Consider the following 20,480-nt stretch of genomic DNA (forward strand, 5'->3'; position numbering starts at 1 on the left):
CTGTGCGCTATACTTCCCAGTATGCCTCGATTCCGCGTGTTCGTGTGGCTTGTGAGTGTGGGGGTGGGTGGGCTCTTTGCCCTTGACGGCTGGGGCTTCTCGTCCTCTCTTGAGACCTCGTGGTTCACCGGCGAGGCCCACGAGCTGGTCTACCAGAAGTGGGACGAGGGGGATCACCTCCTCAGCCGGCTCGTGTGGCCGGCGGAAGGCTGGCTCCTCGAGGCAGAGGCCGGCCTCTCCTGGTGGAGGGTGGGGATCGAGGGCTGGTATGCCTTCCTCGTGGGTGGCCGTGAGCCCGGTGCGTGGATGGAGGACTACGACTACATGAACCTGGGGGATCCCGATCCCACGCACTTTTCCACCCACCCTGTGGAGCTGGGCCCGTACCGCGAGATAGGAGGGGGCCTCTCGTTCCGGATCGTGGACCGGAAGACGGTGACCGTCTCATTGGGAGCGGGGTGGCAGTACCTCCACCGATATTGGTCGGCCCGTGACGGTTACTCCCAGTACCCGAGTGGGGTGGGGGACTCCTATGATCCTTCTTCCGGTACGGGGTGGCCCTACCCCGAGTGGACAGGGGATGAGCCGAAGTCTTCTTTCGACGGCGAGGTCATCACCTATGAGCAGGAGGTGATGGGGCCGATGCTCCTCTTCCGGTGCGGGATGAGGCCTTTTGCCTGGCTCGGGGTCGATTCTTCGGTGATGTGGTCGCCGTATCCTCTTGCCGTGACCCTTGATGAACACCTGCTTCGCGATCTTCTCTTCCTCGATCACATGGCAGGGGGTATGCTCCTGGATGTGGAGGGTGAGTTCGAGGTCTTCCTGTGGAAGGGTCTGTCCCTCTACGGGAGGGGGTGGTACAGGCTCGTCTCCATGGCAAAGGGGGATTCGTACTTCAAGGAAGACGGGACGTGGTACCGGGCTGCGGACGGGAAGAGCGGTATGGAGAGCACCGAGTGGGGGCTGGGGATGGGGATGCGGGTGATGGTGGAGTGAAGCTAGCCCGTGAGTGTGCGGGGGATGCGGCGGACGTGCTGTATGGTGCGGACCGGGATGTGGAGCGGGGCCTCTTCTCCCTCGGGGATCGCCTCGAGGTAGTGGGAGGCCCCCTTCTTTTTGAGGGCGAGAGGGCGCACGAGGAGGGGGGTGTGGTCTTTGTGCCCGAGGATGCACACTTCCACCAGGTCGCCTGCGTGGGAGAGGGCTTCTTCTATTACCCTGAGTTTGCCGTGGTAGTCGAGTCCGTCGGATTCGAGGAGTTCGGTGTCTGCTGTCTCCTCGGTGAGCTGCTCGGGGGTGAGGATGTAGCCTTCCTCGATGCGGGCCTTGAGGAGGTGGCGCGCCTCTTCCGAGAGTGGGGTGCGTTCCAGGGCCTCGAGGAGGGCGGGCCTGAGGTCGGGGGGTGGGGCGGTGGGGGTTTCCGGGAGCACGGGTACCACGGGGGGGTCGAGGTGGGTCGGGAGGGGGAGCGGCTCCTCCGAGGGAGGGGTCTCTTCCTCTACGGGACCGAGGAGGCCTATCCCGGCGTGTTCCAGGAGGGTCTTCCACTCCTCCCACCGTTCCTCCCTGACGAGGAAGATGGTCTCTCCAAGGGTCTCCCACACGCAGGTGGAGAACTGTGGGCTCTGTCGGACGATCCGGGCGTACTCGGGCTCGAGGATCGCCACGATTCCCCGGAGGTGACGGGCCCGCTCGGCCTCCTCCTGCCAGAGGGTGAGGGTGGCGGCGACCGGCTGGGGGAGGGGGTGGCCGCTTCCCACGGTGAGGGCGAGGCGGAGCTCGGCTGTCTCCACCCCTGCCTCGAGGCCGCGGCGCAGGGCGGGTTTGGTGAGCTCGTAGCGGGAGACGGCGTCGTGGCGTATGAGGGAGAGGGCCGCACAGGGGACGAGGAGGTCCGAGAGCACGGCGTGGGGATGTACGATGAGGTGGCCCGAGGCCTCCACCTTGAACGGAGGGGTCTCCGGGGGGTTGAGGAGTGTGGGGATGTGGGGGGTGAGGGAGAGGGTGGTTTCGTGGGGGACGAGGAGGCCGAGCGAGGCGAGGTCCTCGATGGGTGGGGGGGTGTGGGGTTGGGTGTGGAGGGTGAGGGCGAGGCGGAGGGCGCGGGTGATGGTGGAGGGGGTGTAGGTGTGGGTGGGGGGGAGGAGGTCGGGGAGGGCGAGGAGGGCGGCGGCGAGGGGGTGGGGGTCGGCCCCCTCGGGGGTGATGGCCGCAGCCCAGAGGAGGGGGAGGCGGGTGGAGGGGGGAAGGTCGGCGAGGGTACGGAACCGGGTGAGGAGGGCGGCCGGGGTGGGGGCGGGGATGAGGGAGAGGCGGGTGAGGGCCCGGACGAGGAGGGGGAGGTGCTCGGGGTGATGGGAGAAGTGGGGGATGCGGGATGCGATACGGGTGCGTGCCCGCGAGGTGGGTATGCCGTCTTTGTGGTCGAGGAGGGCGGGGTCGTCGGTGAGGAGGGAGAGGAGGGCGCCGAGGAGGGGGTCGGTGAGCCAGGGGTGGGGCGGGGAGGAGGGAGGGGTGGGGCCTTCGGGGGGGAGGAGGGCCTCGAGCGAGAGGATGTGGGTCTCGAGCAGGGGGCGGAGGGGAGGGGTGAAGCGGATGCGTGGGGGCTCGTCCCCGGTGTCGAGGTAGACGAGGAGGCGGTCCCTGAGGCGGTGGAGGACGAGGTGGGGTTCTTCCTCCCCCTCTTCCTCCAGGAACGAGGTGAAGACCTCGGGTGGGGGTTCGCCGAGGGCCGCGATGAGCGAGAGGTGGGCCCTGTCTTGAGGGGTGAGGAGGGCGAGGATCGCCTCCTGTATCCGGGGCGATTCCAGGAAGCGGTAGAGGCGTTCGACGAGCTGGGGTTTGTGGTAGGGGGTCTCGATCCTGCCGAGGTAGTTGCGTATGAGGCGGAGGAAGTCCCTGTCGGGAAGGGTGAGGAGGTAGGCGGTGAGGCGGTCTATGTCAGCTCGTCTTCGCTCCATAGCTCCATCTGGTAGCGGTAGCCCTGTTCGGTGAGGAATCGCTGCCGGTTGGCGGCGAAGTGTTCTTCCAGTGTATCACGCGTCACAATCGTATAGAAGTAGGCGTGGTGGTGTTTCGGTCTGAGGATGCGGCCGAGGCGCTGGGCCTCCTCCTGGCGGGATCCGAAGGTGCCGGAGACCTGAATGGCGACCGCGGCGTCGGGGAGGTCGATGGAGAAGTTGGCGACGCGGGAGACTACGAGGCGCGTGATGCGGCCTTCCTTGAACTCGCGGTAGAGGCGTTCCCGTTCCCTGTTGGGGGTACGGCCGGTGATGAGGGGAAGGCCGAGGGTGCGGGCGATGCGTTCAAGCTGGTTAAGGTACTGGCCTATGATGAGGGTGGGAAGGTCTGCGTGTCGCTCGAGGAGCGCGGCCACGACGCGGTCCTTGAGGGGGTTGGTGCTCGCGATGGTGTGCTTCTTCCGCTGGTCTGCGGCGATGTAGGCGAGTCGGAGGTCCTCGGGGAGGGGTATGCGGATCTCGTAGCAGAGGGCCTCGGCGATCCAGCCCTGGGCCTCCACGTCTTTCCAGGGGATGTCGTAGCGCTTGGGTCCCACGAGGGCGAAGAGGTGGCGTTCCTTGCCGTCTTCGCGCACAAGGGTGGCGGTGAGGCCGCAGCGGCGTTTCGCCTGGAGTTCCGCGGTGATGCGGAAGACCGGGGCGGGGAGGAGGTGGACTTCGTCGTAGATGATGAGGCCCCAGTTGCGGGCGAGGAAGAGGTCGAAGTGGGGGTAGTACTCCTGGGTGTGGTCGGGTCGCCAGGTGAGGATGTGGTAGGTGGCGACGGTGACGGGTTTTATGTCCTTGGACTCGCCGGTGTACTCGGCGATCTGGTCTTCGGTGAGGGTGGTCTTGTCGAGGATCTCGTCGATCCACTGGTGGGCGGCGGCGACGTTGGGGGTGAGGATGAGGGTGCTCGTCCGGTAGTGGGCCATGAGGGCGAGGCCCACCACGGTCTTGCCTGCGCCGCAGGGCATGACGATGGTGCCGTAGCCGGTGCCGGGTCCGTCGTCGCCGGTGAAGGCCTTGACCGCGGCTTCCTGGTAGGGGCGGAGGGCGAAGGGGCGGCTGGAGCGGGTGGTGGTGCGGAGCATGAGGGGGAGGGGTTCGCCTTCCTGGAGGGGGACGAGGTCGGTGACGGGGTAGCCGAGGTCGATGAGGAGCTGCTTGATGGTGCCGCGGTGGATGAGGGGCACGTAGAGGGCGTCGTCTCGGGGTGGGAGGTCGGGTGTGGAGGGTTCGAGGAGGCGGGCGAGCTGGCGGTAGGAGAGGAGTTCCCGGCGGCTCGCAGGGGGGCGGATGCTGAGGAGGAGGGTGTGGGGTGAGGGGGTGGGGAGGAGGGTGAGGGTGCCGGCGCGTTCGAGGGTGTGGCGGATAGTGTCGAGGAGGGTGGGGGGCACGGGGTAGCGGGCGTAGCGGGAGAGGCGCTCGGCGATCTGGTCGTAGGTGAGGCCTGCAGAGGCGGCGTTCCAGAGGGAGATGGGGGTGATGCGGTAGGTGTGGATGTACTCTGGGGAGGTGAGGAGCTCAGTGAAGGGGGTGATGGCGTTCCGGGCCTCGTCGGCCTCGGGATGCGAGACTTCGAGGAGGATGGTGCCGTCGCTCTGTACGATGAATGGGCCGAGCATGGGGGTAAGGGTAGCGCAGGGTGGTGGAGGCGGGCAAGGGGGATGGGGTTGCACGGGGGGTGGGGGGTGGGGCATGATGGGGGTGGGAGGAGATGATGGAAGAGCTGAGAAAGCCCGAGTGGCTCAAGATAGATCTGGGACTTTCGCCCGAGCACAAGAAGGTGAGGCGTGAGCTCGCCCGGCACGGGCTCCACACGGTCTGTGAGGAGGCGCGGTGCCCCAACCTGCACGAGTGCTGGGGCCGCTACCGCACGGCCACGTTCCTGCTGTTGGGAGAGGTGTGCACCCGGCGGTGCAGGTTCTGTGCCGTGGGCCACGGCAGGCCGTGCCCCCCCGACCCGGAGGAGCCGGCCCGGGTGGCGCAGGTGGTGGCCCGGCTCGGGATTCGGCACGTGGTGCTCACCATGGTGACGAGGGACGACCTGCCGGACGGTGGGGCGGGGCATGTGGCGGCCGCGGTGAGAGAGGTGCGGAAGGCCTCTCCGGGTGTGAGGGTGGAGATCCTCACCTCGGACTTCAGAGGGGATCTCGCGGCCCTCGAGACGGTGCTCGAGAGCCGGCCCGAGATCATGAGCCACAACGTGGAGACCGTGCGCAGGCTCACCCCCAGGGTGCGCTCCGGTGCGAGCTACGAGCGCTCCCTCGCCTTCCTCAGGGAGGCGGGGCTGCGGGTGAGGGAGTATGGCGGGTTCCTCAAGTCGAGCTTCATGGTGGGGCTCGGGGAGACCGAGGAGGAGGTGAAGGAGACCCTCCACGACCTTAGGGCCGCGGGCGTGCAGATGGTGAACATAGGCCAGTACCTCCAGCCCACGAAGGAGCACCTCCCCGTGGCGCGGTACTGGAGCCCTGAGGAGTTCGACCGGCTGAGGGACTACGCCCTCTCCCTGGGGTTCATCGCCTGCAGCGCGGGCCCCAAGGTCCGCTCGAGCTACCACGCCGAGGAGACCGTCCGGATGCTGGGGGGCGGCGATCCGGCGTGAACCACCCTTCGGGGTGGGTTTTTTGGGGAGATAGCTGACTAAAAACGTAATATTTGCTATTATCATATCGATTGGTATTGCACCATGCGCGCGGATGTCGCATGATGGTAGTAGTAAGGAGGCCCTGTGGACCTGAAGATCTTTCAGAAACAGCCGCCCATGAGGAAGGTGCTCCTCTCGCTCGTTCCCATCTTCCTGTGGGCCGCGTACTTCTACGGCGTATGGCTCGCCGCCCTCGCCCTGGTGGTGTTTCCCGTGGGCGTGGCGGTGGAGTACCTCATGGAGAGGCGGAGGGGGAGGAAGGTGAGTGAAGCGGTCCTGGTGACCTGCAGCCTCTTCCTCCTCTCCCTCCCTCCCGCCGTCCCGCTCTGGGTGGCGGCCATTGGGATCGCCTTCGGCGTGTTCATGGCGAAGGAGGTCTACGGAGGGTTCGGCCGCAATGTCTTCAACCCAGCCATCGCGGGCAGGCTCTTCGTCTACATCACCTTCCCCACCCTCATGACCCGCTCCTGGCTTAAGCCCGGCGCCTTCGGCCTGCTCCCCGACGCCCTCACCTCGGCCACTCCCCTCGACGCCATCCGGGCCGGCACCCTTCCCTCGCTCCCCGACATGCTCCTCGGCCTGCACCCCGGCAGCATGGGCGAGTCGGCCCTCCCCCTCATCCTCCTCGCAGGCATCTACCTCGTGGCCACCAGGACCGCGAGTTGGCGGATCATGCTCTCCACCCTGGGAGGCGCTCTCCTCCTCTCCGCGGGCCTCCACTACGCCGGCCTCCCCGGCGCCGCCCCGCCCCATTACACCCTCCTCGCCGGCAGCCTCCTCTTCGTGGCGGTCTTCATGGCCACCGACCCCGTCACCGCCCCCAACAACCCCCGCGCCCACTGGCTCTACGGCCTGCTCATCGGTGCGGTGGTGGTCCTCGTCCGCACCTTCTCCCTCTTCTCAGAGGGCACCAGCTTCGCCGTGCTCCTCGCCAACGCCGTCGCCCCGCTCCTCGACGAGCTTCTCCCACGCCGCCCGGCGGCCGCCCGCCGCCCGGCCCCGAAAGGAGGCGCCGCATGAACCGCAACTCCCTCCCCTACGTGGTGCTCTTCTCCTTCATCGTCACCGCGCTCTTCGTCACCGTCCTCGCCGCCGCCCACCTCGGCACCAGGGAGCGCGTCCTCCTCGCCGAGGAGCGCCGGCTCCAGGAGGCCGTGCTCCACGCCCTCAAGACCCCCGCCTCCGGGGAGGAGGCCCGGCGCACCTTCGCTCGCCTCTCCGTCGCCGCCCTCCCCAACGGCACCCGTATCTACCGCACCCCCGAGCCCCGCTCCTACGCCGTCGAGCTTTCAGGACCGGGCCTCTGGGGCACCATCCGGGCAGTGGTGGGCATCTCGGGCGACCTTTCCCGCATCCTGGGCCTCGCCATCCTCGAGCAGAACGAGACCCCGGGCCTCGGCGGCCGCATCACCGAGCCCTGGTTCCTCTCGCAATTCGAAGGCGAACGCATAGGTCCCGACGGCATCGCCGTGCGCCAGACCGGCCGCTCAGGCGACCCCGACCCCGACAACAGCCTGGTGGACGGCATCACCGGCGCCACCCGCACGAGCCAGGCCATCGAGACCCTGGTCGACAGAGCCATCACCACCCTCAAGGAGGCCCTTCCCACCCTCTCCGAGGAGGACTTCGCCCCTGTCGAGGCCCCTCAGGCTCGCACATCCCCTGACGATGAAAGGAGCAGCTGATGGCAGCCACACCCCGACAGATCCTCACCGAGAACATCTGGACCAACAATCCCATCTTTATCCAGATCCTGGGCATCTGTTCCACCCTCGCCGTCACCAACAACCTCACCAACACCCTCATCATGACCCTGGGCGTCACCTTCGTCACCGGCTTCTCGAGCCTCACCGTCTCGCTCCTCAAGACCCTCATCCCCCACCGGGTGAGGATGATCACCCAGACCCTCATCATCTCCTTCTACGTCATCATCGTGGACATCCTGCTCAAGGCCTACCTTCCGGAGATCCACAAGAGCCTGGGACCCTACGTGGGCCTCATCATCACCAACTGCATCATCATGGGCCGGGCCGAGGCCTTTGCCCAGAGCAACCCGCCCCTCCTCTCCCTCTGGGACGGCCTCACCTCGGGCCTCGGGTACATGTGGGTCCTCATGCTCATCGCCCTGATCCGTGAGCTTTTGGGCTTCGGCACCCTCTTCAACATCCGGGTGCTCCCTGAAGGCTTCGAACCCTGGACCATCATGGTCATGGCCCCCAGCGCCTTCTTCATCCTCGCCATGGTCCTCTGGGCCGCAAAGACCCTCATGAACAAGGAGGCCGCATGACCCCCGACATCTCTCCCCTCGCCCTCTTCGTGGCATCGATCTTCACGAGCAACATCCTCCTCGCCAACTTCCTGGGGATGTGCTCCTTCATCTCCATCTCCAAGGACCTCTCCTCCTCGAACGGCCTCGGTCTCGCCGTGACCGTGGTGCTCACCATCACCAGCGCCATCAACTGGCTCGTGCTCCACTACGTCCTCATCCCCCTCGATCTCGTCTACCTCAGGTTCATCGTCTTCATCATCGTGATCGCGGCCGTGGTCCAGATACTCGAGATGGTCATCGACCGGATCTCGCCCTCGCTCTACATGGCCCTGGGGATCTTCCTCCCCCTCATCACGGTCAACTGCGCCATCCTGGGCGTGGCCCTCTTCATCGAGATACGCGGCTACTCCCTGCTCCAGTCCGTGGTCTACGGCCTCGGCTCAGGCCTCGGCTGGTGGCTCGCCATCATGCTCCTCGCCGCCATACGCAAGAAGATCGAACGAGCCCCGGTACCCGCCGGCCTCAAAGGCCCGGGGATCACCCTCATCACCATAGGATTCATGGCCATGGCCTTCATCGGCTTCTCCGGCATGGTCGCGGTTCAGTAAGGAGGAGCGGGATGAGCGCACTCGTCATCGCACCGCTCGCCGTAGGAGGGATCACCGCCGCCCTGGCCCTCCTCATCTGGCTCACCGACAGGGTGGTCAACAACTACGGCACGTTCACCATCTCCATCAACGGCGGCAAGAAGACCCTCACCGTCAAAGGGGGGAGCCCGCTCCTCCTCACCCTCGCCCAGGAGCAGATCTTCATCCCCTCCGCGTGTGGGGGAAGGGGGAGCTGCGGGGCCTGCAAGGTGAGGGTGGAGACCGACATAGGACCGCACCTCCCCACCGAGGTCCCCTACCTCACCGAAGAGGAGAAGAAGCAGAACGTGCGGCTCTCGTGCCAGGTCAAGGTGAAGCACGACCTCTCGATCGAGGTGCCGGAGGAGCTCTTCCTCGTGCGGCGGGTAGTGGCGGAGGTCTCCTCCATCCGCGACCTCACCCACGACATCAAGGAGGTGCGTTTCCGCCTCCCCGAGGGAGAGCGGATCCCCTTCAAGCCCGGCCAGTACGTCCAGCTGGAGGTGCCGCCCTACGCCAAGATAAAGGAACCCACCCAGCGGGCCTACTCCATCTCCTCCCTCCCCGACGAGGAGGAGATCGAGCTCCTCATCCGCAAGGTGCCCGGCGGGATCGCCACCACCTATGTCCACGAACACATGAAGGAAGGGGAGCGCCTCGCCCTCATCGGCCCGTTCGGCGACTTCTACCTCAGGGAGACCGACGCGGTGATGCTCTGTGTGGCGGGGGGGAGCGGCATGGCCCCCTTCAAGTCGATCCTCCTCGACATGTACCGGAGGGGGGTGAACAACCGGCAGGTGTGGTTCTTCTTCGGGGCCCGTACCCGGCGCGACCTGTTCTACGTGGACCTCTGGAGGGACCTCGAGGAGAAGTGGCCGGTCTTCAGGTTCGTCCCCGCCCTCTCCGAAGACCCCGACTACGAGGGCGAGAAGGGGCTCATCACCGAGGTGCTCGCACGCTATATCGAGACCGCCATGGACAGGGAGACGCCCAAGGAGGGCTACCTCTGCGGGAGTCCTGGCATGCTCGATGCGTGCATGAACGTGATGCGCCGGTACGGCATACCCGAGGACAAGATCTACTTCGACAAATTCGCCTGAAGGAGGGTGTATGAAGACCGACCCGCGCTACGCCAGGGCATACGAGAACATGAAGCCGGGGGTGATCACCGCGGAGGGCTTCCTGGGAGATGACCCGCGCCCGTTGGCCGACATCATCGAGGCCGACGAAGAGGAGTTCGCCCGGCTGGGGCTCTCGTTCGAGGAGGTGGCCGCGAAGCTCAAGGCCCTCCGCGACGAGGGGAAGAAGGGCCTTGGAGAGCCGGTCACCGTGGAGGGGAAGTGGCTCGTGAGGGTGGACGATGCGAGGGGCCACCTCCCCTCTCCCTTCGAGGACGGGATCTTCCGCAAGGTCAACACCGAGGTGACCAACCTCGCCAACGGGGAGAAGCTGGTGTTCACCGACCTCAACCTCCACCTCCTCGAACGCTACCACTTCCTGGAGGGCAGGGGCTCGCCCTTCCGCCTTGAGCCTGAGAGGATAAAGCGGGTGCTGGAAGGCTAGGGGCTTGTGCGACGCGAGAGCCGGCCGGTATACTTGGGGACATGAACAGGGCCTTTGATTGGCTCGCGCAGGCGAAGAGGGATCTGGAGCAGGCAGAGGACTCGCGGAAGGCGGGGAGGCACGAGTGGGCCTGTTTCGCGGCACACCAGGCCGCGGAGAAGGCCGTGAAGGCCCTGCACCTCTACCACCACCAGGAAGGGTGGGGCCACGTGGTGGCCAAGCTCCTCGAGGACCTCTCGCCTCTCTGCCCCGTGCCTGAGGATCTCATAGAAAAGGCGAAGGTGCTCGACAACTTCTACATCCCCACCCGGTACCCCAACGGCCATCCAGAGGGGGCCCCCTTCGAGCACTACGGCCCGCTCCAGAGCGAGGAGGCGATACGGTATGCCCGTGACATACTCGCGTTCGTCGGTAAAGCGATGGCCCTCGAAGGATGAGGTGGACCGGGCGGTGAGGGAGTGGGCAGGCCGTATGGTGCGCGAGAAGGAGGGGGTGGTCCGCATCGGCTACTTCGGCTCCTATGCACGGGGGGACTGGGGCGTGGGAAGCGACGTGGACCTGGTGGTGATCGTGGAGGACTCCTCCCTTCCCTTTGAACGGCGGCCCGCAGAGTGGGATACACTCGACCTTCCCGTGCCGGCAGACGTGCTTGTGTACACCTTGGAGGAGTGGGACGCCCTCTCCTCCGGCGGGGCGCGGATGTGGCGGACGATCATGGAAGAGGCCGTGTGGGTGTGGCAGGCTGGGAGAGCGTCTGATCCCTCCGGATGTCCCTGAATAATTCCTGTTCGTGGGCTATACTTGAAGAAGAGTGATGTATCTCGAATCTGAGTGGAGGTGATGTATGAAGGCGTATGTGCGCGCGCTCGTGTTCGGTATAGTGGCCGTTGTCCTCCTCGCTGGATGTGAGCTCCTCTTCTACGATCCCGAGGGGGTCTGGAAGGTGACCGAGGTGGAGATCGGTTCCTCTGTCACGTCCCTTCCGCAGGTGACCACCAAGGACGTGGATGGGGACGGTACCAGGGAGGATGTCCTCAAGGAGGAGTACATCCGCATCTCCTTCCTCACCGTGGCCTACTACGAGATCTACACCCTGCTGGAGGACTCCTCGGACGGCGGGATGTACACGAAGGGTGAGGTGGTCTACACGATCCGTTCCGAGAATGTGAGCGACCTCGACAAGTCGATGAAGCGCATCACGTTCGAGGATGGACGCGAGGCCTCGTACACCTTCGAGGACGAGAACCTCGTACTCACGGTGGAGGAGTACCTCAACGACGTACTGGTGGAGGTGACCTACACGTCCGAACCCTCGTCCACCGATGAGTTGGACGAGGCCCTCGCAGAGGCGACGAAGATAAACTGATCACGACGCACTTAAGCGGCCGCCGCCTCTCCGGCGGCGGTTTTTTGTGGGAAGGGTGTTCACCCGTGGGGAGTCCTCGTCCCTCCCCTTCCCCGCTCCCAGAGGAGGAGGGCGATGACCCACAGGAAGAGGAGGCGGGGGAGGAGGTCGCCCAGCAGGGCATAGAGGGTGAGAGGCCGATCGTAGATCGGCACGTCTGCCACCAGGTAGGTAGAGGTGAACATGGGCAGGTCGGCGCGCACCCTTCCCCATGGATCTATCACGCAGGTGTAGCCGCTGTTGGTGCTGCGTACCATGGTGGTCTTGAGGGCTGCGGCCTGGAATCGCGCGGCCACGAAGTGCTGGACCTGGGCGGAGACCGTGCGCGACCAGCTGTCGTTGGTGAGGTTGATGAGCAGGTCTGCCCCAAGGCGCACGAAGGTTCGGTTGATCACGGTAAAGGCGTCCTCGAAGCAGATGGGGGTGCCGAAGCGCACGATGGTGCCGTCCTCAAGGGGGAGGGTGAAGAGGAAGGCCTCCCTGCCCGCGTGCCACGTTCCGTAGAGACGGATGGTACCTCGGAAGAACTGCTGTACGAGCGGCAGGTCCCAGAACGGGATGTGCTCGGCCATGGGCACGAGGTGCTTCTTCTTGTATGCGCCCTGTATGGCACCGTCCGGGCCGATGAGGAGGACGCTGTTGTAGTAGCGCACCTCCTCGCCCACCTTCTCGCGGTAGGGACTCCCGGTGAGGAGGGGCCTGTTCAGTTCCACGAGGAAGGAGAAGAAGGGTTTCTCGGCAGGGCGACGGTCGTAGAAGACGGGGCGGTAGTTGTAGGGGTAGGTGAGCACGGTCTCGTTCCACACCACCAGCTCAACGTGGGGATGCTTCTCCACCGCCTCAAGGGAGAGAAGCTCGGCCTGGAGGATGCTCCTCTCATCTGCTTCGGGGGATTCGTCCCAGGAGTCGGCGTTGTGCTGGATGAGGGCTGCGGTGAGGGTAGTCCGCTCGGGCAGCGGGATGAGGTACATCCGCACGAGGCCGTAGGCGAGGAAGAGCGCAAGGAGCAGCCCTGCGGCGGCAAGCTGGGGGAGGGGTGAGGGGGTGAGGCGGGAGGGGGCCGGAGGGGCAGGGGGGGAGAGGATCCCGGCGAGCAGGGCGCTTATCCAGGCGAGGAGAAAGGTGAGGGGCCAGATCCCCAGGAGGTCGCTCACCTGGATGAGGGGGGTGATCCCATGGAGGGGGTAAGGGAGGAGGCCCCAGGGGTAGCCCAGGTACCCCGACGACTTGCAGTACTCGAAGACGGTCCACACCGCCGCGAGCAGGAGGGGACGGAAGGGGAGGGGACGCCTCGCCGCATCCCAGAGGAAGTGCGAGAGGAAGAGATAGTAGGGGATGTAGCCGAGGGTCACGCCCCCTATGGTCCAGATGCTGTAGTCGCCGAAGAAGGCGAGCCAGTAGTTGGAGGTGAGGGTGAAGACGAGCCCGAAGAGCACGAGCATCCTCCGGGCCTGGGGGAGGGATGATCCCTCGAGGCCCCAGAAGAGGGGGGTGAGGATGAAAGGCGCAAGGAGCGGCATGCCCCATTGGAAGATCTCGTTCGGTATCGCAAGCGAGAAGAGCACGGCGGAGAAGACGGCCGCACCGTAGCGCCTGAGGGAGAAACGGTCACTCATCAGGCCGATGGTAACCTACCTTCCCCGAAGGGAACAAGACAGGCCTTGCGGGAAAGGTCACCGTGAAGGTGGTGATCTCGCCCGGTGTGCTCGTAAAGCCGATCTCTCCTCCGTGGAGCTTTGCGATGTGCTCGCAGATGGCGAGGCCCAGCCCCGTGCTCTGCTTCCCGGCCTTGGTGCTGAAGAAGGGACGGAAGATCCTGTCCTGGATCTCCTTGGGGATCCCGTGTCCGTTGTCGCTCACCGAGAGGAGGATCTTCCCCTCTTTTCGCTCCAGCCGGATGCGGATCCACCCACCATGGAGCAGGGCCTCCACGCTGTTGAGCACCAGGTTGATAAGGAGCTGTTTGAGCCTCCCTGCATCCCCTTCGATCCTCACCGGGGTTTCCGGCAGGTCCGTGTAGACCGTGATCCGCTTCTCCTGGAAGAGGTGCTGGAAGAGGAGGAGCACGTCCTTCACCATCTCCACCAGGTCCACCGTCCCCCGTTCCATCCGGGAGGCGTCCGCCAGTCTCCCCAGCGAGGAGACGAAGTTCTGGATACGGGTGATCTCGTTCTGTATCTTCTCCAGCTTCCTGGAGATCTCGGGGGAGAGGTCCTGGAGCTTGAGTACCTCTATGTAGGCGGAGATGATGCCCAAGGGGTTGTTGATCTCGTGGGCCACCTCCGCCGCCACCTCGGCGGTGGCGATCCGCCTCTCGGTGGACGAGAGGTATTCCTTTATGTGGTGGTCGAGAGACCTGTCCTCGATCATGATCACCGTTCCTACCAGTTCGTCCCCCTCGCGGAGCGGGTAGATGTGCACTTCGGAATAGAGGGCCTTGCCGAAAGGGACACCCCGCCACTTCCTCTTCTTGCCGTGGTAGACGGCGCTGAGGAGCGCGGTGGCGTGAGGGCACTGTTCGGGTGTGATGACGGTGTGGATGGGGCGGCCCGAGACGGCGTGTGCCGGTAGGTCGAGTATGGACTCGGCCGCAGGGTTGAGGTAGTAGACCGAATGGGTTTCGTTGAGGAGGATGATGCCCACCGGCAGCTCCCGGAGGAAGTGTTCGCTGTAGAGTCGGGATGAGATGAGGGGGTGCGAGATTGCACTCTCGTCCGGCTCGATCTCCGAAATGAGGGAGTAGGCGAGTCTAAAGAGCCTGAGACTGCTTATCTGGTGTACGTCCTCGGTGCTCTGCCGGTAGCCGTTCTTGAGGACCGTGACCCTGTCCGCGATCGAGAAGATCTCGTCGATGTGGGGAGTCACGTAGATGATGCTCTTGCCCTTGCTCGTCATGTCTTTGAGGATGGCGAAGAGTCTCTCCAGTTCCTCGGGGGTCTGCCTGTTGGAGATCTCGTCGAGTATGAGGATGTCCGGATCGTAGGAGAGGGCACGGGCGATGTCCACGGCATGCTGGTCGGTGGCGGGAAGGAGCTTGAGAGGGATGAGGACGTCGAAGGACTTGCCGAGGAGTGCGAGGAGGTGTCTCGTCTCCCTGATATAGCGGTAGTACTGTGGAAGGCCCGACCAGAAAGGAGGGAGCCTGGTGGCGAAGATGTTCTCCACGGCATTGAGGGAGGGGATCACCTGGGGGGTCTGGTGTACCATGGCGATGCCCAGCCTGTAGGCATCGGAGGGGTCCTGGGGTTGGATCCGTCTCCCGTTGAAGAGGATCTCTCCCTTCTGGAGGCGCTTCTCGCCGATGAGGAGGTGCATGAGGGTGCTCTTTCCACACCGGTGCTCACCCACCAGGGCGTGTATCTCCCCCTTCCGGAGTTCGAAGTCCACTCCTTTCAGGATCTCCTGGTTTCCTTCATGGTAGTGGATGGTGCGCATGAGCAGACGGATCTCGTTTTCCATCAGAGAAGCCCCAGTTTTTTCATCTTGTTGTAGAGGGTCTTCCGGTGGATACCCAGGAGCTCGGCCGCCTTCTGCTTCTTCCCCCCGGCCTTCTCGAGCGCCTTGAGGATGATCTCCCGGGAAAGGTGGTCCATGGCCGTGGAGAGATCCCCCTCCGGTACGGGTTCCAGGGATACGGCTTCCCGGTACTGAGGAGGCAGGTCGTCCATGGTGAGACGTGCGCCCTCGGTGAAGATGACGGCCCGTTCTATGGTGTTCTTGAGTTCCCGGACGTTCCCGGGCCATGAGTGGGAGAGGAAGAGTCGTTCCACCTCGGGAGAGAGCCCTTCCACCCTCTTTCCGTAGAGTTTCGAGAAGTAGTCGATGTAGTAACGGGTGAGGGGCAGGATATCCTCCTTCCTGTCCCTGAGAGGGGGGATGTGTATGGTGATCACCGAGAGCCTATAGTAGAGATCCTCCCTGAAGCGATGATCTTCGATGAGTCCGGGCAGGTACTGGTGGGTGGCCGCGATGATACGTACGTCTGCATAGAGGATCTCCGATCCACCGAGGCGCTGGAACTCCTTTTCCTGGAGGACGCGCAGGAGCTTCGCCTGGGTGCCCAGGTGCATGTCCCCTATCTCGTCGAAGAAGATGGTGCCTCCCTGGGCCTGCTCGAACTTTCCCTTGTGCTGGGCCACCGCTCCGGTGAAGGCGCCCTTCTCGTAGCCGAAGAGTTCGGATTCGAGGAGGGTCTCGGGGATGGCGGCGCAGTTGAGCTTGAGGAAGGGGCCACGGGCCCGCTCGCTTCTGTGATGGAGGGCATGGGCCACGAGTTCCTTGCCCGTGCCGCTCTCTCCGGTGATGAGGACCGGGGCGTCGGTGGGAGCCACCTTTTCTATGGTGGCGAGGATGTCCTGCATGGCCGTGCTCTGGTGGATGAGCGGCAGCGAGGGGCCCTGGGGTGCCCGTGCCGCACGGGCGGCGGCGATCTGCGCCACTTCACGGGACAGGCGTCTGAGGTCGAGGGGTTTTTCGTAGAAGTTGATGGCTCCGTACTTCATGGAGCGCACGATGTTCTCGACCGACACATAGGCGGAGATCATGATCACAGGGGTGGACGAGTGGGAGGTCTTGAGTTCCCGCAGGAGGGTGATGCCGTCCTTTTCCGGCATCCTGATGTCCATGAGGATGAGATCCACATGGAGGTGTGAGAGGATCCGTCGTACGTCTTCGGCCCGCTGGGCGGTGTAGGTCTCGTACCCGAGGGCGGAGAAGTACTCGCTGAGCGATTCACAGAGGGCAGCCTCGTCGTCCACGATGAGGAGCGAGAATCGTTTCTGTTCTCCCATTACGAAGAGTATAGCACAGAATGGGATTTTGTGGAGATTCTTCGAGTGCAGCCCGGAATGTGTCGATTCGTGCACGATCGGGGAGGAAGATGTGGCGAATGGTGCACACTCCGGGACGTTGCGTGGAGTCTGAGAAGTCTCCTTTTGTTTACAGGGTAAACTTATAGTCGATGATGCGCAAGATGGCACGCCCGTTGCTAGATGGTATACAGATACAAACTCTTTTCAGGAGGTCCTATGAAGCGTATTCTACTTTCCGCGCTCATCCTTCTGTTCGCTGTGACCGGCCTCTTCGCCCAGGGGCAGGGACAGGGGGACGACAGGATCGTCATCGGGGTGTCCTTCTCCGATTTCGCGACCGAGCGCTGGCCGAACGAAGCCGCTCTGTTCACCAAGCTCGGTCAGGAGAACGGGGTACAGGTGATCGTCCAGGTGGCGAACCAGGATCCCAAGCTCCAGAACGATCAGATCGAGAACATGGTGCTCCAGGGCGCCGACGTGATCGTGGTGATCGCCCAGGATGGTGATGCCGCCGCCACGGCTGCCGAGGCCGCGGCGCGTGAAGGCGTGCCCGTGATCGCCTACGACCGGCTCGTGAAGACCGACAAGATCGCCGCCTATCTCTCCTTCGATAACGTGGAGGTCGGTAGGGCCCAGGCCCGCGGCGTGCTCAAGGTGAAGGATCGCGGCAGGTTCGTGCTCCTCGGCGGAAGCCCCACGGACAACAACGCCATCCTCTTCCGCAAGGGACAGATGGAGGTCCTTCAGCCCTACATCGACAAGGGACAGATCGAGATCGTCGCCGACCAGTGGGTGGAGAACTGGGATCCCGCGAACGCCTTGAAGATCATGGAGAACATCCTCACCGCCACCGACAACAAGATCGATGCGGTGGTGGCCTCCAACGACGGGACCGCGCTGGGTGCGCTCCAGGCCCTCAAGGCCCAGGGACTCGCCGGCAAGGTGCCCATCTCCGGGCAGGACGCCACGCTCGCCGGGTGTAAGTCCATCGTGGAGGGTGAGCTCACCATGACGGTCTTCAAGGACATCCGCAAGCTCACTCCGCTCGCCTTCGATCTTGCCCTCGCCCTCGCCAGGGGAGAGGACATCAGGCAGAAGTATCCTGAGATCAAGGACTACGATCTCGCCGATCTCACGCTCGACGAGTCCTTCCGCGGCAAGAAGGTGGCCTGCTACTTCCTCCCGGTGGTGGAAGTGGACAAGACCAACGTGTACGAGGAAGTGATAAAGAGCGGCTTCCAGCCTTACGACGAGGTCTACCGCGACATCCCCGAGGATCAGCGGCCGCCCCGTCCCTAAGTGAGTACACCGGGAGAGCCCCTCGAGGGGCTCTCCCTCTCTTCATTTCCGGAGGAATGCGGTATGGGTGACGAGTACATTCTTCGCATAGAGCATGTGACCAAGGATTTCCCGGGGGTGAGAGCCCTGGACGATGTGTCGTTCTCGGTGAGGCGGGGAGAGATCCACGGACTGTGCGGGGAGAACGGGGCCGGAAAATCGACCCTCATGAAGATTCTCGCAGGGGTGTATCCCCACGGTACGTATGAGGGGAATGTCTTTCTCGATGGAGAGGAGATCCGGTTCGAACAGGGTGCCATCCGTCAGGCGATAGAGAAGGGCATCGCGATCGTCTATCAGGAGCTCGCGTTGGTACCCAAGATGACGGTGGGTGAGAACATCTTTCTCGGGAGAGAACCGCGTACACCGGCGGGTACCATCGATTGGGACAGGCTCTACGCCGACACCAAGGCCCTGCTCGAGGAGTTCGGACTGGATATCCACTTCTCCGCCAAGGTGGAGGACCTGAGCGTGGGGAAGCAGCAGATGGTTGAGATCGCCCGGGCTTTGTCGGAGAACGCGAAGGTCCTCATACTCGACGAGCCCACTTCCGCGTTGAGCGATGCCGAGGTGGAGACCCTCATGAGGATCCTTCGCACGTTGAAGGAACGGGGGGTCACGTGCATCTTCATCACGCACCGGCTCAACGAGTTTTTTAAAATTACGGATTCCATCACGGTGCTTCGAGACGGTAAGGTGATCGACACCCTCAAGACGAGCGAGACGAACGTGGAGCACCTCATCTCACTCATGGTGGGGCGCGAGATGAAGGAGCGATTCCCCTCGAGGAACGTGATCCCCGGTGAGGAGATCTTCTCCGTGGAGGGGTGGACCGTGGAGGATCCCGAGCGTCCCGGCAAGGTGGTGATACACGATGTCTCATTTTCGCTCCACAAGGGCGAGGTGCTCGGAATCGCAGGCCTCATGGGTTCGGGGCGGACCGAGCTGGTGATGTCGCTCTTCGGTGAGTACGGGCGCGTGGTGAGGGGGCGTGTGTTCCTCGAGGGAAGGGAACTCTTCATAAGGTCGGCGCAGGATGCGATTTCTCAAGGTATAAGCCTGGTGCCGGAAGACAGGAAGAAGCAGGGACTCATCCTCCGGCAGACCATTCTTCAGAACATGGCCCTTCCCAATATGGAGATGTTCTCCGGGTTCGGCTACATCGACAAGAACAAGGAGCTCAAGCTCTGTACCGAGTACTCCACCCGGCTCACGGTGAAGACCCCCTCGCTCCACGCGCCGGTGGACACCTTGAGCGGCGGAAACCAGCAGAAGGTGGTGATCTCCAAGTGGCTCATGAAGGAGCCGAAGGTGCTCATCCTGGACGATCCCACGAGGGGGATCGACGTGGGGGCCAAGTACGAGATCTACAAGCTCATCAACCAACTGGTGGCGTCAGGAGTCTCCGTCATACTCATCTCTTCGGAGCTCGAAGAGGTGATGGGCATGAGCGACAGGATCCTCGTGATGTGCGAGGGCCATGCCACCGGCATCCTCGAACGGGAAGAGTTCGACCAGGAACGGATCATGAGCCTGGCGACGAAGCTATTCCATTGATGTGTAGGAGGACGTAAGGAATGAATGACCTTATGAATCGTCTGAAGCGGGCGGTGCAGGTGAATGCCAAGACCTACACCATGATCATCGCCCTTCTCCTCATCTGGTTCCTCTTCGGAGTGCTCACCGGGGGGATCTTCTTCTCTCCCAGAAACCTCTCCAACCTCTTCAGACAGATGACGATCATCTCGTTCCTCGCGACGGGTATGGTGCTCGTGATCGTCTTGGGGAACATCGACCTTTCGGTGGGGTCGGTGACCGGTTTCATAAGCGCGGTGACCGCCTTTCTCCAGGCGCGTGTCCTCGCGAACATCCTGCCTTCCCTGTTCCCTTCCCTTCCTCAGGGGACGATCGGCATCCTCTCCACGGCGATCGCCATCGCGGTGGCCCTGCTGGTGGGGATCGTCATAGGACTGTTCCAGGGCAGTCTCATCGCCTACGGCGGGATCCCCGCCTTCATCGTGACTCTGGGAGGCATGCTCATCTTCCGCGGTGGCGTGCTCGGGGTGACCGAGGGGAAGACCATCGTGCCGGTGGAGGACTCCCTGGTCTACATCGCGCAGGGGTATCTTTCACCTGTAGTGGGGCTCGTGCTCGCAGCGGTGGTGGTGGTGCTCATCTTCCTTTCCACGCTCACCTCGCGGCGCAAGAAGGTGGAGTACGGGTTCGAGGTGCCGCCTCTCTGGAAGGATCTCGCAAAGGCGGGGTTTTTCTCCTTCCTCGTGATCCTCTACGTGGTGCTCATGAACATGTACCGGGGGGTCCAGCTCCCTGTGCTCCTCCTGGCGGTGGTGGCACTCATCATCTCCTACGTGGCGAACAATACCCGCTTCGGACGCTACGTGTATGCGGTAGGTGGTAACAGGGAGGCGACGAGGCTCTCGGGGATCAACATCCGCAAGACGGTCTTTCAGGTGCACGTCCTCATGGGCCTGCTCGCCGGTGTGGCGGGCGTGGTGCTCACGGGATACGTGGCGGCGGGAACGGTCAACGGCGGTATCAACTACGAGCTCGATACCATCGCATCGTGCGTCATCGGCGGCACGAGCCTCATGGGCGGCGAGGGGACGATCTTCGGAGCCCTCGTGGGATCGCTCATCATGGCGAGTATCGTCAACGGTATGAGCGTGATGAACATGCCGATCTTCTGGCAGTACGTGACGCGGGGTCTCGTGCTCATCATCGCGGTGTATCTGGACGTGGCATCCAAGCGGCGTAGGGAATAGATCGTACCTCCTCATGGTATCTTCCTTGAGGGCCGT

At 63.7% G+C, this 20,480-nt stretch carries 19 protein-coding genes; 14 read left to right on the plus strand and 5 right to left on the minus strand.

Annotation, left to right across the window (positions count from 1 at the left end; genetic code table 11):
- Positions 1-21: 21 nt before the first annotated feature.
- The gene (locus SPITH_RS01460) at positions 22-996 is read left to right on the plus strand and encodes an omptin family outer membrane protease (protein WP_014623977.1); all 975 of its coding nucleotides are present in this window, start codon (positions 22-24) and stop codon (positions 994-996) included.
- A 2-nt stretch (positions 997-998) separates the two neighbouring features.
- Here the strand turns inward: SPITH_RS01460 and SPITH_RS01465 are convergent, their stop codons facing one another.
- Positions 999-2,960: a hypothetical protein gene (locus SPITH_RS01465; protein WP_014623978.1), complete on the minus strand. Its 1,962-nt coding sequence runs from the start codon at positions 2,958-2,960 to the stop codon at positions 999-1,001.
- Positions 2,936-4,627: a DNA repair helicase XPB gene (locus SPITH_RS01470; RefSeq protein WP_014623979.1), complete on the minus strand. Its 1,692-nt coding sequence runs from the start codon at positions 4,625-4,627 to the stop codon at positions 2,936-2,938. Before SPITH_RS01470 ends, SPITH_RS01465 begins: the two co-directional genes overlap by 25 nt.
- Before the next feature lie 95 nt (positions 4,628-4,722).
- Here SPITH_RS01470 and lipA point away from each other — a divergent pair, with 95 nt between their 5' ends.
- The 10 genes from lipA (at position 4,723) to SPITH_RS01520 (ending at position 11,473) form a co-directional block, all read left to right on the plus strand.
- Positions 4,723-5,607 (plus strand): lipoyl synthase, encoded by an 885-nt coding sequence (gene lipA / locus SPITH_RS01475; RefSeq protein ID WP_014623980.1) that lies wholly within the window; start codon positions 4,723-4,725, stop codon positions 5,605-5,607.
- A gap of 126 nt (positions 5,608-5,733) precedes the next feature.
- The gene (locus SPITH_RS01480) at positions 5,734-6,669 is read left to right on the plus strand and encodes an RnfABCDGE type electron transport complex subunit D (RefSeq protein WP_014623981.1); all 936 of its coding nucleotides are present in this window, start codon (positions 5,734-5,736) and stop codon (positions 6,667-6,669) included.
- Positions 6,666-7,334 (plus strand): RnfABCDGE type electron transport complex subunit G, encoded by a 669-nt coding sequence (locus SPITH_RS01485; RefSeq protein WP_014623982.1) that lies wholly within the window; start codon positions 6,666-6,668, stop codon positions 7,332-7,334. The genes SPITH_RS01480 and SPITH_RS01485 overlap by 4 nt, the downstream gene beginning before the upstream one ends.
- Complete coding sequence (gene nqrD / locus SPITH_RS01490) at positions 7,334-7,936, plus strand: NADH:ubiquinone reductase (Na(+)-transporting) subunit D (protein WP_014623983.1); 603 nt, start codon at positions 7,334-7,336, stop codon at positions 7,934-7,936. Before SPITH_RS01485 ends, nqrD begins: the two co-directional genes overlap by 1 nt.
- Positions 7,933-8,526, plus strand: coding sequence for an NADH:ubiquinone reductase (Na(+)-transporting) subunit E (locus SPITH_RS01495; protein WP_014623984.1), 594 nt, complete (start codon positions 7,933-7,935; stop codon positions 8,524-8,526). Before nqrD ends, SPITH_RS01495 begins: the two co-directional genes overlap by 4 nt.
- 11 nt (positions 8,527-8,537) lie before the next feature.
- On the plus strand, positions 8,538-9,644 hold the full coding sequence (locus SPITH_RS01500) for an NADH:ubiquinone reductase (Na(+)-transporting) subunit F (protein WP_014623985.1): 1,107 nt from the start codon (positions 8,538-8,540) through the stop codon (positions 9,642-9,644).
- Between the two features lie 10 nt (positions 9,645-9,654).
- Positions 9,655-10,107 carry a hypothetical protein gene (locus SPITH_RS01505; RefSeq protein WP_014623986.1) on the plus strand — a complete coding sequence of 151 codons (453 nt, stop codon included), beginning with the start codon at positions 9,655-9,657 and terminating at the stop codon, positions 10,105-10,107.
- 41 nt (positions 10,108-10,148) lie between these two features.
- Positions 10,149-10,544: a HEPN domain-containing protein gene (locus SPITH_RS01510; RefSeq protein WP_014623987.1), complete on the plus strand. Its 396-nt coding sequence runs from the start codon at positions 10,149-10,151 to the stop codon at positions 10,542-10,544.
- Positions 10,492-10,884, plus strand: coding sequence for a nucleotidyltransferase domain-containing protein (locus SPITH_RS01515; RefSeq protein ID WP_014623988.1), 393 nt, complete (start codon positions 10,492-10,494; stop codon positions 10,882-10,884). The genes SPITH_RS01510 and SPITH_RS01515 overlap by 53 nt, the downstream gene beginning before the upstream one ends.
- A 67-nt stretch (positions 10,885-10,951) precedes the next feature.
- The gene (locus SPITH_RS01520; RefSeq protein WP_014623989.1) at positions 10,952-11,473 is read left to right on the plus strand and encodes a hypothetical protein; all 522 of its coding nucleotides are present in this window, start codon (positions 10,952-10,954) and stop codon (positions 11,471-11,473) included.
- Between the two features lie 59 nt (positions 11,474-11,532).
- Here the strand turns inward: SPITH_RS01520 and lnt are convergent, their stop codons facing one another.
- From lnt to SPITH_RS01535, 3 genes are read right to left on the minus strand one after another with little or no spacing between them, the layout of a single operon-like run.
- Complete coding sequence (gene lnt / locus SPITH_RS01525; protein WP_014623990.1) at positions 11,533-13,128, minus strand: apolipoprotein N-acyltransferase; 1,596 nt, start codon at positions 13,126-13,128, stop codon at positions 11,533-11,535.
- Entirely contained in the window at positions 13,121-14,971 is a 1,851-nt protein-coding gene (locus SPITH_RS01530) for an ATP-binding protein (RefSeq protein WP_014623991.1), read from the minus strand. The genes lnt and SPITH_RS01530 overlap by 8 nt, the downstream gene beginning before the upstream one ends.
- Positions 14,971-16,302 (minus strand): sigma-54-dependent transcriptional regulator, encoded by a 1,332-nt coding sequence (locus tag SPITH_RS01535; RefSeq protein ID WP_014623992.1) that lies wholly within the window; start codon positions 16,300-16,302, stop codon positions 14,971-14,973. Before SPITH_RS01535 ends, SPITH_RS01530 begins: the two co-directional genes overlap by 1 nt.
- 237 nt (positions 16,303-16,539) lie before the next feature.
- Here SPITH_RS01535 and SPITH_RS01540 point away from each other — a divergent pair, with 237 nt between their 5' ends.
- The 3 genes from SPITH_RS01540 (at position 16,540) to SPITH_RS01550 (ending at position 20,444) form a co-directional block, all read left to right on the plus strand.
- Entirely contained in the window at positions 16,540-17,622 is a 1,083-nt protein-coding gene (locus tag SPITH_RS01540; protein ID WP_014623993.1) for a substrate-binding domain-containing protein, read from the plus strand.
- Positions 17,623-17,685: 63 nt separating this feature from the next.
- Positions 17,686-19,218 carry a sugar ABC transporter ATP-binding protein gene (locus tag SPITH_RS01545; RefSeq protein ID WP_014623994.1) on the plus strand — a complete coding sequence of 511 codons (1,533 nt, stop codon included), beginning with the start codon at positions 17,686-17,688 and terminating at the stop codon, positions 19,216-19,218.
- Between the two features lie 20 nt (positions 19,219-19,238).
- The gene (locus tag SPITH_RS01550) at positions 19,239-20,444 is read left to right on the plus strand and encodes a sugar ABC transporter permease (protein WP_014623995.1); all 1,206 of its coding nucleotides are present in this window, start codon (positions 19,239-19,241) and stop codon (positions 20,442-20,444) included.
- Positions 20,445-20,480: the final 36 nt, after the last annotated feature.

Origin of the sequence: Spirochaeta thermophila DSM 6578 (assembly GCF_000184345.1) — a bacterium.
GTDB classification, from domain to species: Bacteria; Spirochaetota; Spirochaetia; order Winmispirales; family Winmispiraceae; genus Winmispira; species Winmispira thermophila.

Coding starts and splice junctions, on each gene's coding strand:
- lipA (WP_014623980.1), top strand. CDS start 4,723: ATGGAAGAGCTGAGAAAGCCCGAGTGGCTCAAGATAGATCTGGGACTT.
- SPITH_RS01460 (WP_014623977.1), top strand. CDS start 22: ATGCCTCGATTCCGCGTGTTCGTGTGGCTTGTGAGTGTGGGGGTGGGT.
- SPITH_RS01500 (WP_014623985.1), top strand. CDS start 8,538: ATGAGCGCACTCGTCATCGCACCGCTCGCCGTAGGAGGGATCACCGCC.
- lnt (WP_014623990.1), bottom strand. CDS start 13,128: ATGAGTGACCGTTTCTCCCTCAGGCGCTACGGTGCGGCCGTCTTCTCC.
- SPITH_RS01465 (WP_014623978.1), bottom strand. CDS start 2,960: ATGGAGCGAAGACGAGCTGACATAGACCGCCTCACCGCCTACCTCCTC.
- SPITH_RS01535 (WP_014623992.1), bottom strand. CDS start 16,302: ATGGGAGAACAGAAACGATTCTCGCTCCTCATCGTGGACGACGAGGCT.
- SPITH_RS01510 (WP_014623987.1), top strand. CDS start 10,149: ATGAACAGGGCCTTTGATTGGCTCGCGCAGGCGAAGAGGGATCTGGAG.
- SPITH_RS01495 (WP_014623984.1), top strand. CDS start 7,933: ATGACCCCCGACATCTCTCCCCTCGCCCTCTTCGTGGCATCGATCTTC.
- nqrD (WP_014623983.1), top strand. CDS start 7,334: ATGGCAGCCACACCCCGACAGATCCTCACCGAGAACATCTGGACCAAC.
- SPITH_RS01530 (WP_014623991.1), bottom strand. CDS start 14,971: ATGGAAAACGAGATCCGTCTGCTCATGCGCACCATCCACTACCATGAA.
- SPITH_RS01505 (WP_014623986.1), top strand. CDS start 9,655: ATGAAGACCGACCCGCGCTACGCCAGGGCATACGAGAACATGAAGCCG.
- SPITH_RS01515 (WP_014623988.1), top strand. CDS start 10,492: ATGCCCGTGACATACTCGCGTTCGTCGGTAAAGCGATGGCCCTCGAAG.
- SPITH_RS01520 (WP_014623989.1), top strand. CDS start 10,952: ATGAAGGCGTATGTGCGCGCGCTCGTGTTCGGTATAGTGGCCGTTGTC.
- SPITH_RS01545 (WP_014623994.1), top strand. CDS start 17,686: ATGGGTGACGAGTACATTCTTCGCATAGAGCATGTGACCAAGGATTTC.
- SPITH_RS01485 (WP_014623982.1), top strand. CDS start 6,666: ATGAACCGCAACTCCCTCCCCTACGTGGTGCTCTTCTCCTTCATCGTC.
- SPITH_RS01550 (WP_014623995.1), top strand. CDS start 19,239: ATGAATGACCTTATGAATCGTCTGAAGCGGGCGGTGCAGGTGAATGCC.
- SPITH_RS01540 (WP_014623993.1), top strand. CDS start 16,540: ATGAAGCGTATTCTACTTTCCGCGCTCATCCTTCTGTTCGCTGTGACC.
- SPITH_RS01470 (WP_014623979.1), bottom strand. CDS start 4,627: ATGCTCGGCCCATTCATCGTACAGAGCGACGGCACCATCCTCCTCGAA.